A 12,204-nucleotide genomic window follows, 5' to 3' on the forward strand; every position below is an offset into this window, starting at 1 on the left:
TATTGTGAGGGTCAGGTTTTGCTACGCTTGGGGCAAAGGAGATGTCCATGCCCAGCCCCCGGAAAATCAGCCTGCGCCACGTCAGCGAAAACGATCTGCCCCTGCTCTGCCAGCTGGCCGCCAGTGCCGAAACGCGGGGTGAGTTTGAGTCCGGCTTGTTGCGCAGCCCGCAAGCCATGCGCAAGCGCTTTGCCGAGGACGGCTTCTCCAGCGATGCGGCCGAGCGCTTGTTGGTGTGCGACGAGAGCGGGGCCGTGATCGGCAGCGTCTCGCACTTCTTGGCGCACCGCTATGCCACGGCGCGCGAGCTGGGGTGGAGCATTCACGAGCCCTCGCTGCGTGGGCGCGGCTATGGCAGCGCCGCCGTGCAGGCCTTGGTGGACTATCTCTTTCTCAACCTGCCCATCAACCGCCTAGCCTGCAGCATGGCGCCGGGCAATCTCGCCTCACGGCGGGTGGCTGAGAAGGCCGGCTTCCAGTACGAGGGCTTTTTGCGCGGCGTCGTTTTTATGAACGGCGCCTACCAGGACGGCGACTTGCTGGGCATGGTGCGCGCCGACTGGGAGGCGCGGCGAAACCAGGCCGCCTCAGCCGACCGCCTGGTTTGAACGCATTTCCCAGTCGCTGCGCAGCAAGCCGTAGAGCGCCGAATCCGACACCTCCTCACCGACGATCCAGCGCTGGGGCAGCAAGCCCTCCTGCCTGAATCCCAGCCGTTCCAGGGTCTTGGCCGAGGCCTTGTTGCGCGGGTCGATATCGGCCTCGACGCGGTTCAGGTCCATCGTTCCAAAGCCATAGGCCAGCAGGGCTTGCAAGGCCTCGCCCATGAAGCCGCGATGCCAGGCCGCGCGGGCCAGGCCGTAGCCTATCTCCGCGCGGCGGCATTGCCGCTGCCAATTGAACAGGCTGCAATCGCCCAGCAAGACCCCGTCCTCCTTGCTGAACATGGCCAGACGCAGCGAGCTGCCCTCGGCCATCCAAGCCCGGTGCTGGGCGATGAATTCATGCGCTTGCGAGATGGAGGTCCAGGGCAGGCGGCTGCCATACCGCATCACCTCGGGGTCGGCGTAGATCGGCAACACCGCCTGCGCGTCCTGCTCGGCAAAGCCGCGCAGAACCATGCGCTCGGTGTGCAACTCAAGTCCGTCAAACGATGTTGGGATGCTCATGGCAGGTCCAGGCTGAGGTCGGGGCATCGCCTTATTTGGCGACGCGCTCCAGATGGCGCAGATTGCGCTCGATGCGGATGCTAATCGACAGGAACACCAACATCAGGAAGGCGCCGAAAGCACCGCCGGCCACATACAGATTGCGCTTGCCTTCATCGCGCTGCTCTTCGTGTGCCATCAGCTTGGCGGCGTTGGCGGCATTGCCTTTTTCCAGCTGGGCATCGAACTCTTCGGTGTAGGAGTCCAGCAGCAGATTGACCAGGTCCAGGGCCGAGGTCTTTTTGGCCTGGGCGATCACGGCCGGGTCCTTCAACAAACGCTCCAGGCTTTCGGCAAAGCCCTTGCCGAAGTTGCCAATCTGGGCCTCGGTCTCGTACTTGGCGGCATGGTCGCGGGTCACCTCGACCACGGTGGCGTGGTTGGGGCCGTCGATATCAGCGGAGTGCGCCTTGACGAAGGCGACGATGGCCGTGGCTGCGCGTTCGAAATAGACCTTGTTGGGGTCGGCTTTCTGGGCGGCGGTGGCGGCTGCCGAGGCCGCCGCCTCGGGCGTGGCAGCATCGTCCTGCGCCAGCAGCTTTTTCTTCAGCACGCTGTCGCTGACGGCGGGCACGACGGCCTGCTCGGCCGGTGCCGACTTCCACAGCGAGAAGGAGCTTACGCCTAAGCCCACGACGGCAACGAGCAAAAGCCCGGCGACCAGGAGCACAACGAAACGAAGAATGGCGAGGTATAGGTTTTCTACTTTTTGCAACATGGTGATGAAGGCCTGCCCGCAAGAAATCTTGAAGGGACTTGCTTGATAGATGAAGGGGGACAAAAAGAAAAAACGGAGCCCATTGCTGTGCTCCGTTGGCCACCATTCTCAGCAAGACACCCCGTCTTGGCTATCACCTCAGCGGGGGAAGTTTGCGCGCTCTGCGCCCTTTCACAATACTGCGTTTCATAACCCTAATTCTCAGCGCATCACAAAGGCCACCGCGGTGCGGGCCGGCACGAAGAAGGTGCCACTGGCCACATCAAAGCCTGCCGCGGCGGCGCGACGGTCGGCAGCGCCCGCGGCGCGGTGCACCGGATGCAGCTCCAGCGAGCGGCCCGCCAGGGCGGGGATGCTCAGATGCTTGTCAAACTTGTCCACATTGACCAGATAGACCAGTTGGCGGAAGTTGGCGCCGGCATAGCCCTCGCCGTTGACGCTGCCCACCAACACCGTGGGGTCCTGCTTGGAGCCGGTGTTGTAGAAGGTCAATCGACTCTTGATGTCATCCGCCGTGCGCAGGCGCAGCAGGCTGCTGCTGGCGCGGATGGCGAGCAGGTCGCGGAAGGCGTCGCGGGTCCAGGCGATATCGGCCGGGGCAGGCTTGATGGCGGCATTGGCCAGCAGTGGCTTGACGTAGGGCCAGTTGTCGGCGTTGTCGCTATACATGGGCAGGCCGACGCCGAAGTTGTTGTCGGCATAGCTCCAGTCCAGGCGGTTGAACCAATCGCCCGCGTTATAGCTGTTGCGGTCCATGGACTTGCTGCGCAAGGTGTCCACCCCGGCATGGAAATAGGCCACGCCCTGGCTGAAGGCGTTGATGGCCGCACCCAGGATCTGCACGCGAGCGCGGTCCTCGCGGCTGGTGGAGAGAGGCAGCTTGAAGACGTTGTTATCGAACAGGCTGAGGTTGTCGTGGTTCTCCACATAGTTCACCGCCTCGGAAGGCTGCAAGACATAGCCCGCGGGCAGGCCGCCGACATTGATGTTCTCCAGCGCCACATCGGCGTCCCAGCTGGTGCGCAGCACATAGCTGCGGATGGAGCCGGCCAGAGACGCGCGGATCTGGTCGCCCGCCCACAGCAGATCACCCCGCGTCTTGCCGCCGCCAAAGCTGTTGGGGTCGTAGACCAGGCCGTTGATGAAGCCTTGGTTGGCGAACTGGGCGTTGCCGCTGTCAAAGCCGCTGCCACCGCGCACCGCGTCGCGGATGAAGGGGTTGAAAGTGCCTATGCCCGTGCCATTCATGGACAACATATCGGCCTGCACAAAGCGGGCGCCGTTGGCCACCTCGCCGAAGTTCCAGCCCTCGCCAATGATCTGAACCTCGCGGCCGGCGGCGCGGCTGACGCGCGCCTTCAGCTCCTCCATCACCCAGCGTGGGTGGTGGCCCATGATGTCAAAGCGCAGGGAGCTGATGTGATAGTCGCGCGTCCAAACGATGGCCGAGTCGAACATCAGCTTGGCCATCATCTTGTTCTCAGCGGCGGTGTTCTCGCAGCAGGTGGAGCGCTCGATGCCGCCCGTGGCGTTGAGGCGGTAGTAGTAGCCGGGCACCACCTTGTCCAGCACCGAGGCGGCGTTCTGGCCCGAGGCGCTGGTGTGGTTGTAGACCATGTCCATGCCCACCCGCAGGCCGGCCGCGTTGAGCGCTTGCACCATGCGGCGGAACTCAAGAATGCGCGCCGCCGGGTCCAGCGCCGTGCTGGCATAACTGCCCTCGGGGGTGGTGAAGTGATAGGGGTCATAGCCCCAGTTGAAGCAGTCGGTAGAGGCCACAGCAGCCACGGCGGCCTGCTGGGTTTCGCCGTCCGCTGCGCCGCTGGGGCTGGGCGTGACGCAGCTCTTTTCGTTCACGCTGGCGATGTCAAAGCTGGGCAGCAGATGCACATCCGTCAGGCCGGCCTGCGCCAGGGCACGTAGATGGCGCATGCCATTGGCATTGCTCTCGGTGAAGGCCAGATACTTGCCGCGCTTGTCGGCCGGCACCGTCGCGTCATTGGCCGAGAAGTCACGCACATGCAGCTCGTAAATGCTCATGTCCGGCGCGGCGGCCACGGTATTGGGCGGTGCACTGGCGTCCCAGCCCGCAGGCTTGAGCGCGGCGCTTTGCAGATCGGCGACCACGCTTTGCTGGCTGCCCAGGGTCAAGCTCAGAGAGTAGGGATCGGTCACCAGATTGCGCACCAGGCCCACACCGCGCACGAACACGGTGACGGCGTAGCGATAAGGGCGGCCCTGCAAATTGCCCGCCTTGTCCACGCTCCAGGCGCCGGTGGCGGCGTCGCGCTGCAGGTCCAGGGTGAAGCTGCTGGACAAACGCGTGCCCATGGGGTCGGCCCCCACCAAGACCTGCACCGCCTGGGCCGTGGGCGCCCAGAGCTTGAAGCGGGTGTTGGCGCCACCGGCCAGCACGCGGGCGCCGAAGTCCTCCACCGCGTAGGCGGGGGCGTACAAATCATCCAGTGCCCCGGCGATCTGGGTCGTGGTCGCGTTCTGTGTCTGGCCGCTGGCGTTGACCTGCACCAGCACCAGTTGCTGGGTGTGCAGCTGCGGCAGGCGCGGCAGATCGGCGTCGCGCACGCGGAACACGGCGCCAGCGCCCACGTACTTGAAGCGCAGGGCGTCGGCCGCCGGCACCGTGCCGCTGAAGGCATCGAGCACGATGAAGCCATCGGCACCCTGCACGGCCAGGTCTTTTTGCACCTGGATCTGGCCCAGGGCCGAGTAGTACAAACGAAGCTCGCCGCGCCCCGCTGCATTGGCCGTCACCCGCGGCCATTGCAGCAGCTGCTTGTTGAGCCAGACGGCGCGCGCGTCGGTGCTGGACACCGAGCGCAGATCGGGCGGGGCCAGGTAAACGGTGGGGTCTTGCTGCACCAGCCAAATCTCGCCCACCTGGTTCTTGATGCTCAGGCCGGCGTAGTCCACATGGATATTGGCCTCGCGCCCATCCTTGTCGTTTTGATTGGGCGCCATGCCGTGGATGATGAACTCCAGGGACTTGCGCGTGGCGTCCTGCTTGGGGTTGAGCACAGGGATGTCAAACACCACCTCGCCCTCGCCCGGGGCATAGCCCGCCATGGCGCTCAGGGCCACGGGCGAGCCCCATTGGTCGATCACGACACCGGCGGGCAGGCCGGCCGCGTTCAGGCCGCTGCCCTGCCACAGATGCAGGCCCCAGGCGCTATAGGCCGAATCAAAGCGCTTGTAGTGCACGCGCAGCGTCGTAATGTCGGGCGTGGGTTGGCCCAGAGGGTTGCTGGTGTAGGTGGTGTAGTCGCCCTGCACCCGCCAGATCTCGTTGGCGCCGGGCTGCAAGGTGTAGGCCTGGTCGGCATTGCCCCAGTCCTTGGTATCGCCCTTGTGCAGCAGATAGCCCACCACCCCGCTGTCGCTGGCCAGAGGCACGTCGTAATAGGCACCGAACTCATCGCTGCCGCTGGCGTTCCAGCCGCCGTTCCAGGCCGGGCTTTGCGCCGCGCCCCAGCTGTGGATCTGCCAGCCGCTGGTGTCGCCGTCGGCGCGGCGGTAATGCACCCGCAAGCTCGTCGCTCCCGCAGCCGCGCTATCGGCCTTCAAGCCGGCCGACAAGGCCTTGGCCTGGCTGCCCGGCACGGCCGCCAAGGTAGTGCTGCCGAGTTCTTCAGCCGCCTGGGCTTGGGCCATGGCCTCGGGGCTGGCACCACCGCCGCCGCAGGCGCTCAGCAAGAGTTGGACGAGCAGCAAAAGCCCCAGCAAAAAGCGGCGGGCCAGGGCGCTGCCCAACAGGGGTGAACGCGCGTTCGCGAGGGATTTCATAGCTCAAGCCTCCAGACCAGGCCCAGCGATGCGCACGGCGCGAAGACACCGGCGGCTGAGCCAGGGCGATGCTAGTGAAGTAAAACTACAGTCGATAGATGGTGATTTCCCGATGAGTCATTCAATAAAATTCAGGGATTCGGTAGTTTTAATACTAGCCCTTCACTCTTGAAATCAAGGCTTGGCTACCTGGCTCTACACCGCAGGGCTTGCCCTCTGTTCCAGGGACAAGGCCGACGCCGGGCGCAGCGAGTGAGGCCGAAAGCAAGCCGCCAGGGCGGCCCAAACGGGGCGGTTAAAATTCGCGGGTTTTTCCGGATCCATCCCCCCCTCATCAGCCCAGCGGCAGCCGGCCGCTCACCGCCATGACTACTTCGCCGACTCTTTCCGCCATCAGCGCGCTCTCGCCCCTGGACGGCCGCTACGCCTCGCGCGTCGCCCCGCTGCGCCCCCTGCTGTCCGAGTACGGCCTGATGCACCGCCGCGTGCAGGTGGAGGTGGAGTGGTTCATCGCCCTGTCCGACGCCGGTTTTGCCGAGTTCAAGCCCTTGTCCGAAGCCTCGCGCGGCCTGCTGCGCGGCCTGGTGACGCGCTTCTCCGAGGCCGACGCCAATGCCATCAAGGACATCGAGAAGACCACCAACCACGACGTCAAGGCGGTGGAGTACTGGCTGAAGTCGCGCTTTGATGCCAACCCCGAGCTGAAGGCCGCCGGTGAGTTCGTGCACTTCGCCTGCACCAGCGAAGACATCAACAACACCAGCCACGGCCTGATGCTCAAAGCCGCCCGCGCCGAGGTGCTGCTGCCCACCCTGGACCGCATCAGCGCCAAGCTGAGCGAGATGGCCCACAGCTTGGCCGCCGTGCCCATGCTCAGCCGCACCCACGGTCAGACCGCCAGCCCCACCACCGTGGGCAAGGAAATCGCCAACGTCGTGGCCCGCCTGCGCAATGCGCGTGCCCGCATCGCCGACGTGAAGCTGCTGGCCAAGATGAACGGTGCCGTGGGCAATTACAACGCCCACCTGAGCGCCTGGCCCGAACATGACTGGGAAGCCTTCAGCCAGCGCGTCATCGAGCAGCAGCTGGGCCTCACCTTCAACCCCTACACCATCCAGATCGAGCCGCACGATTACATGGCCGAGCTGTTCGACGCGGTGACCCGCGCCAACACCATCCTGATCGACTGGTCACGCGATGTGTGGGGTTATGTCTCGCTGGGCTACTTCAAGCAACGCACCAAGGCGGGTGAGATCGGCAGCTCCACCATGCCGCACAAGGTCAACCCGATCGACTTCGAGAACGCCGAAGGCAATTTCGGCCTGGCCAATGCCTTGCTGACGCACCTGAGCCAAAAGCTGCCCATCAGCCGCTGGCAGCGTGACCTGACCGACTCCACCGTGCTGCGCAATATGGGCGTGGCCCTGGGCTACGCGGTGCTGGGTTACGAGTCCCTGCTCAAGGGCTTGGACAAGCTGGAAATCAACGAAGCCGGCCTAGCCGAAGACCTCGATTCCGCCTGGGAAGTGCTGGCCGAGCCCATCCAAACCGTGATGCGCCGCTACGCCCTGCCCAACCCCTACGAGCGCCTGAAGGAGCTGACTCGCGGCAAGGCCATCACCCGCGAAGCAATTGCCGAGTTCATCGCTGGGCTGGAGTTGCCCGAAGCCGAGAAGACCCGCTTGCTGGCGATGACGCCGGGCAGTTATACCGGCAAGGCGGCGGAGCTGGCCAAGAAGATCTGACGGTTTTGCTTGGGGCTTAACGCAAAACGCCCTTGCCCAACCACTGCGGCCAAATCTCCAGGCTGACCGACTTGTCGGCCACCCCGGGATAGCCCGCCAACGCCGCCTGCAAGGCGGCGTTGTCTTTTGTGCGAGCGAACAAGACCTCGGCGATGGGGCCGCTGGCCAGGCGATACCAGGCGCCGATCTGGCCCTGGTCCAAGAGCAGTTGCAAATGGGCGCGGCGCCGCAGCGCCAGCTCCGGGGCGGCCTCTTGCGTTGGCCGGCCCAAGAGCAAGATACGCGACTCCTCGATGCCGTCTGGATCGATGCCCTCCACATGCAGGGCGCGCATGGCCTGGGCTGGGCTCGCGTTAACGCTCATATAGCCCTCGCGCACATACTCGTCCGGGTCAAAGTAGCGCTGCAAGGCATCACGCGTGGCGGCTTGAGCGATCACGATGCCGCGCTTGAAGCCGCTGGGGTCGCGCAAGGGGCCGGCGGAGAAGAGCTTTTTCTCGGCGAACAAGCGCTTGAAGTTCTCGATATGGCCACGCTGCATGGCGGCCACCGCCGCCTTGTCATCCGGCGTGGCACGGCCGCGCTCCAGGAAGATGAACCACAGCGTGGTGGAGCTGCTGGCGCTGGGCTTGGCCGTGGCGGCCTCAATCAGCGCTGGCTTGTCGGCACAAGCCGTCAGGCCCAAGATCATCGAAGTCGTCAGTAGCGCTCGTCTTTGCATGATTCATCACTCCCAAGAACTTGCTTCACTCCACCGGCCAGCTGATCAATAAGCGCGCGCCGCCCAGGCCAGGTGCCACATCCATACGGGCTTGGCCGCCATGCACCTCGGCCACGCGCCGCACGATGGCCAGGCCCAGGCCGAAGCCACGGCTGCCGCGCTCCTTGGCGCGGTCCAGGCGTTTGAAGGGTTCGAACACCGCTTCGCGCATGGCCTCGGGCACACCTTCGCCGTCATCGTCCACCGCTAACAAGACCTGACCCCCTTCGATCCAGGCCGACAGCGCGATGCGTTCCCGCGCATGGCGGGCCGCATTGCGCAAGGCATTGCGCAGGCCGTAGGGCAGCAGACGGGCATCGAAGCGCACCGGGCGCGGCAGGCGCAGATCGGTGCTCAGCTGCTTGCCTTCCAGCAAGGGCGCCAGGCTGGCCGCCTCCTGGCTCAGCAAGGCCTGCAAGTCGCCCAGCTCGCTGCGTGCTTGCAAGGCACCCATGTCCAGGCGGGCAATCATCAGGCTGGTGTCGATCAAGGCGTCCAGCTCGTCGATATCACGCTCGCAGGCTTGCACGGCCAGCTCGCGGCGGCCGGCGTCGTCCTCATCGACCAGGGCGTCGATGGCGAAGCGCAGGCGCGCCAGCGGCGTGCGCAGCTCATGCGAGACCGCGCCGGTCAGCTCGCGCTGGGTGGCGAGAGCGGCGGCCAGGCGCTCCAGCGTGGCGCGGGCGCCAGCGGCGATGGGCGCGAAGATGCGGCTCTCGGGCTCGGCAATGGCCAGCTCGAAGCGACCGGCTGTCATGCGGTCCGCTGCGATCTGCAGGCGGCGGATATCGCGCCAGATGGGTCGCAGCACCCAGGCCGCCAGCGCAAACACCGCCAGGGCCAGGCCCAGGCCCGCGATCAGCTGCATCCACAGCTCACGCGGCAGGCGGATGCTGTTCTCCGGCCCGCCGTCCACATTCAAAGGCCCCAGGCGCAAGACCTGACCCCGCTCGCCCTCACTCTGGCCGGCGGCTTCGGGCAGGGCGGCATAGATGCGCCGGTTGAAGCCATGCACCACCAGCTCGCCGCGCGCCAGGGCCTGGCGGTCGGCGCGGCTCAGCTCATCGGCCGAGACCAGGGTGACGGGATAGGAGAACTGCTCATCCAGCACCTTGATGCGGGAGCGTCTGGCCTCGAAGGAGAGCGGCGTCAGCTCCGCCACCAGGATGTTGACGGTGCCGCGCATGAAGCGGCGCACATAGTCGTCGGTGACGCCGTTGACGGCCAGGGTCATCAGGCCCTGAATCAGGAGCACCAGGGCCAGGGCCGCCAGACCCAGACCCAGGGCGATGCGGGTCATGGGTGAGCGCATGGTCTGCATGGCTTGCATGCCAGGCTGCTGGCGCGTCAGTCCTTGGCGAAGAGATAGCCTTGGCCGCGCACGGTCTTGATGCGCTCGGCGGCCTGGGCGTCGTCGCCAATCTTTTTGCGCAGGCGCGAGACACGGGCGTCGATGGCGCGGTCCAGGCCGTCGAACTCGATGCCACGCAGGCCTTGCATGATGTCTTCTCGGCTGACGGTGCTGCCGGCCCGCTCGGCCAGGAAATGCAGCAAATCGTACTCGGCCGTGGTCAGCTCCACCGGCGCACCGGCCAGGCGCACATCGCGGGCCGAGGGCTTGATGACCAGCTCGCCAAAGCGCATCTCGTCCGACTCGGTGGCCGCCAGCAAGGGCGTCGTGTCACGCCGCAGCAAGGCCTTGATGCGGGCCATCAGCACCCGCGGTGCGACGGGCTTGGTGATGTAGTCGTCGGCCCCGCCTTCCAGGCCCAGCACCTGGTCGATATCGTCGTCGCGCGCGGTCAGCATGACGATGCGGCCGGCGAAGTCGCGCCGCACATCGCGCAGCACATCGAAGCCGTCCTTGTCGGGCAGATGGCCGTCCAGCAACACCACCTCAAAGGGCTGGGTGCGCATCAAGGCTTCGCCGTCCAGGCCGCTGCTGCAGTGCGTGACCTGGTAGCCCGCCTTGCGCAAGGCCTCGGCCACCAGCTGGGCCAGGCGCTCATCGTCTTCGACCAAGAGAATTCTTGCGCTGATGCTGGTGACTGCTTCCGTCGACATGGGTCGATCTCCGTGCTCTGTGATGGGGTGCCGATCGAGTGTAGCGGTGCGCCCCCGATGTTCAGAGCAGGTCTTCGGAGGCCAGGGCCGCGATCTTCCAGCCCTCGCTGAGCTTGATCAATTGCAGGGATTTGACCCCCTGGGCGCTGAAGCGCCGCCCGTCCAGCCGCCCCTGTTGCTGGCAGCGCAGCCAGACATGGGCGACCCGGCCATGCATCTCCAAACGCTTGGTGGAGACGATTTCCTCATAGTCCTGCATACGCCCGCCGGGCCCCAGCAATTCGTAGCGCTGGCGCATGAAGTCACGCAGATCGACCCGCTGCAAGCCCTCTTTCTCACTGCGATTGATCATGGCGCGAGGCATCAACCAAAAAGGCAGGGCCGAGACATTGGGCAGCCGCCCGGCGCGGTTGTTGAAGACACGATAGAAGCGCATCAAGCGGTCCTTGATGCGGGTTTCTTCGCTGCGCTCGGGGCCACGGCCGCCCCAGACAAAAAGCTTGGAGACACCCGCATAGCCGTCCAGCTCCAGGTCTTCCTGGTAGCGGTAGCCCAGGTCGAGCAAGACCTTTTGAGAGGCAATGTTCTCCGGCGCGGTCGTAGCGTAGAGCCGGCTCTGGCCCAGCACCTCCTGCGCATAGAGCAGGCAGCCAGCGGCGGCCTCGCGGGCATAGCCCTGGCCCCAGAAGCGCGGCAAAAAGGCGTAGCCGATGTCGGGCGCAGGCAGATAGTCGCGCTGCAAGAGCCCGCACATGCCCAGCAAGACCCCGTCGCTGGCCCGCTCCACCGCCCACAAGCCCAGGCCCGAGGACCAGTAGCCGGCGAAGAGCTTTTCCTCCATCCAGCGCTGGGCGGCCTCCAGGTCATGCACGCCGGGGTCGCGGATATTGGCGATCCAGGAGGGCTCCAGCAATTGCTCCAGCACATGGGGCGCGTCGGCGGGCTCAAACCAGCGCAGACGCAAGCGTTCCGTCGTCAAAACCAGCATCAATTGGCTCCCCCCGGGAGAAATCCCGGACAATATGACACCTTAAACACGCCCATCATCGCCCATGAATTTCATCCAGCAACTGCAAGCCGCGGAAACTCTTAACGACTCCATGCTCTGCGTGGGCCTGGACCCCGAGCCGTCCAAGTTCCCCGGTGCATGGAAGGGTGACGCCGGCCGCATTTATGACTTCTGCGCCGCCATCGTCGATGCCACCAAGGATCTGGCCATCGCCTTCAAGCCGCAGATCGCTTACTTCGCCGCCCACCGCGCCGAGGATCAGCTGGAACGCCTGATGGCCCATATCAAGCGCGTGGCCCCCAATGTGCCGGTGATCCTGGACGCCAAGCGCGGCGATATCGGCTCCACCGCCGAGCAGTACGCCAAGGAAGCCTTCGAGCGCTACCAGGCCGACGCGGTGACGCTCTCGCCCTTCATGGGCTTTGACTCCATCGAACCCTATCTGCGCTACCCGGACAAGGGCGCCATCCTGCTGTGCCGCACCTCCAACACCGGCGGCAATGACTGGCAGATGCAGCGCCTAGCCGATGTGGACGGCCAGCCCCGCCTCTACGAACATCTGGCCCGCCTGGCCCAGAGCGAGTGGAACAAAAACGGTCAGCTGGGTCTGGTGGTGGGCGCCACCTTCCCCAGCGAGATCGCCCGGGTGCGTGAGTTGGCCCCCACCCTGCCTCTGCTGATCCCCGGCGTGGGCGCCCAGGGCGGCGATGCCGAGGCCACGGTCAAGGCCGGCTGGCGCGGTGGCCCGGCCGTGCCGGCGGCCCAGCGCGGCAGCATCATCGTCAGCTCCTCGCGCGCCGTGCTCTACGCCAGCAATGGCAATGACTTTGCCGCCGCGGCCCGCCGTGTCGCCCTGGACACACGCGCCCTGCTGAACCGCGCACGCTGATCGCCCAGAC

10 protein-coding genes are annotated in these 12,204 nt (G+C 65.5%); 3 read left to right on the forward strand and 7 right to left on the reverse strand.

The features are described from left to right. Positions 1-47: 47 nt before the first annotated feature. A complete protein-coding gene (locus DBR47_RS08290) occupies positions 48-608 on the forward strand; it encodes a GNAT family N-acetyltransferase (RefSeq protein ID WP_197046940.1) in 561 nt (186 codons plus the stop codon). On the opposite strand, the gene DBR47_RS08295 is transcribed toward DBR47_RS08290, so the two are convergent. From DBR47_RS08295 to DBR47_RS08305, 3 genes are all read right to left on the reverse strand, one after another. After that, entirely contained in the window at positions 588-1,169 is a 582-nt protein-coding gene (locus DBR47_RS08295; RefSeq protein WP_370454888.1) for a GNAT family N-acetyltransferase, read from the reverse strand. The two genes, DBR47_RS08290 and DBR47_RS08295, sit on opposite strands and share 21 nt — an antisense overlap. Positions 1,170-1,200: 31 nt before the next feature. Further along, on the reverse strand, positions 1,201-1,926 hold the full coding sequence (locus tag DBR47_RS08300) for a hypothetical protein (protein WP_124448863.1): 726 nt from the start codon (positions 1,924-1,926) through the stop codon (positions 1,201-1,203). Positions 1,927-2,127: 201 nt separating this feature from the next. Next, positions 2,128-5,727, reverse strand: a complete 3,600-nt coding sequence (locus DBR47_RS08305) for an alpha-1,6-glucosidase domain-containing protein (RefSeq protein WP_231512200.1) — start codon at positions 5,725-5,727, stop codon at positions 2,128-2,130. 365 nt (positions 5,728-6,092) lie between these two features. On the opposite strand from DBR47_RS08305, the gene purB reads away from it, so the two are divergent. Further along, positions 6,093-7,472 (forward strand): adenylosuccinate lyase, encoded by a 1,380-nt coding sequence (gene purB / locus DBR47_RS08310; protein WP_124448865.1) that lies wholly within the window; start codon positions 6,093-6,095, stop codon positions 7,470-7,472. Between the two features lie 16 nt (positions 7,473-7,488). Here the strand turns inward: purB and DBR47_RS08315 are convergent, their stop codons facing one another. From DBR47_RS08315 to DBR47_RS08330, 4 genes are all read right to left on the reverse strand, one after another. After that, positions 7,489-8,193: a YciI family protein gene (locus DBR47_RS08315; protein ID WP_124448867.1), complete on the reverse strand. Its 705-nt coding sequence runs from the start codon at positions 8,191-8,193 to the stop codon at positions 7,489-7,491. A 25-nt stretch (positions 8,194-8,218) separates the two neighbouring features. Continuing rightward, positions 8,219-9,562, reverse strand: coding sequence for an ATP-binding protein (locus tag DBR47_RS08320; protein WP_124448870.1), 1,344 nt, complete (start codon positions 9,560-9,562; stop codon positions 8,219-8,221). A 17-nt stretch (positions 9,563-9,579) separates the two neighbouring features. After that, positions 9,580-10,272 carry a response regulator transcription factor gene (locus DBR47_RS08325; protein WP_305037014.1) on the reverse strand — a complete coding sequence of 231 codons (693 nt, stop codon included), beginning with the start codon at positions 10,270-10,272 and terminating at the stop codon, positions 9,580-9,582. A gap of 85 nt (positions 10,273-10,357) precedes the next feature. Continuing rightward, a complete protein-coding gene (locus DBR47_RS08330) occupies positions 10,358-11,284 on the reverse strand; it encodes a GNAT family N-acetyltransferase (protein ID WP_124448873.1) in 927 nt (308 codons plus the stop codon). A gap of 64 nt (positions 11,285-11,348) precedes the next feature. Between DBR47_RS08330 and pyrF the strand changes: the two genes are divergently transcribed. Then, positions 11,349-12,194 (forward strand): orotidine-5'-phosphate decarboxylase, encoded by an 846-nt coding sequence (pyrF, locus tag DBR47_RS08335; protein WP_124448874.1) that lies wholly within the window; start codon positions 11,349-11,351, stop codon positions 12,192-12,194. The last annotated feature ends 10 nt before the right edge of the window (positions 12,195-12,204 follow it).

The organism is Paucibacter sp. KBW04, from assembly GCF_003852425.1.
GTDB lineage: Bacteria > Pseudomonadota > Gammaproteobacteria > Burkholderiales > Burkholderiaceae_C > Paucibacter_A.

What these genes read in the sequence shown, in the direction of transcription:
- DBR47_RS08305 (WP_231512200.1), bottom strand. Translation starts at nt 5,727, where the DNA reads ATGAAATCCCTCGCGAACGCGCGTTCACCCCTGTTGGGCAGCGCCCTG.
- DBR47_RS08295 (WP_370454888.1), bottom strand. Translation starts at nt 1,169, where the DNA reads ATGAGCATCCCAACATCGTTTGACGGACTTGAGTTGCACACCGAGCGC.
- DBR47_RS08290 (WP_197046940.1), top strand. Translation starts at nt 48, where the DNA reads ATGCCCAGCCCCCGGAAAATCAGCCTGCGCCACGTCAGCGAAAACGAT.
- DBR47_RS08300 (WP_124448863.1), bottom strand. Translation starts at nt 1,926, where the DNA reads ATGTTGCAAAAAGTAGAAAACCTATACCTCGCCATTCTTCGTTTCGTT.
- purB (WP_124448865.1), top strand. Translation starts at nt 6,093, where the DNA reads ATGACTACTTCGCCGACTCTTTCCGCCATCAGCGCGCTCTCGCCCCTG.
- DBR47_RS08320 (WP_124448870.1), bottom strand. Translation starts at nt 9,562, where the DNA reads ATGCAAGCCATGCAGACCATGCGCTCACCCATGACCCGCATCGCCCTG.
- DBR47_RS08330 (WP_124448873.1), bottom strand. Translation starts at nt 11,284, where the DNA reads ATGCTGGTTTTGACGACGGAACGCTTGCGTCTGCGCTGGTTTGAGCCC.
- pyrF (WP_124448874.1), top strand. Translation starts at nt 11,349, where the DNA reads ATGAATTTCATCCAGCAACTGCAAGCCGCGGAAACTCTTAACGACTCC.
- DBR47_RS08315 (WP_124448867.1), bottom strand. Translation starts at nt 8,193, where the DNA reads ATGCAAAGACGAGCGCTACTGACGACTTCGATGATCTTGGGCCTGACG.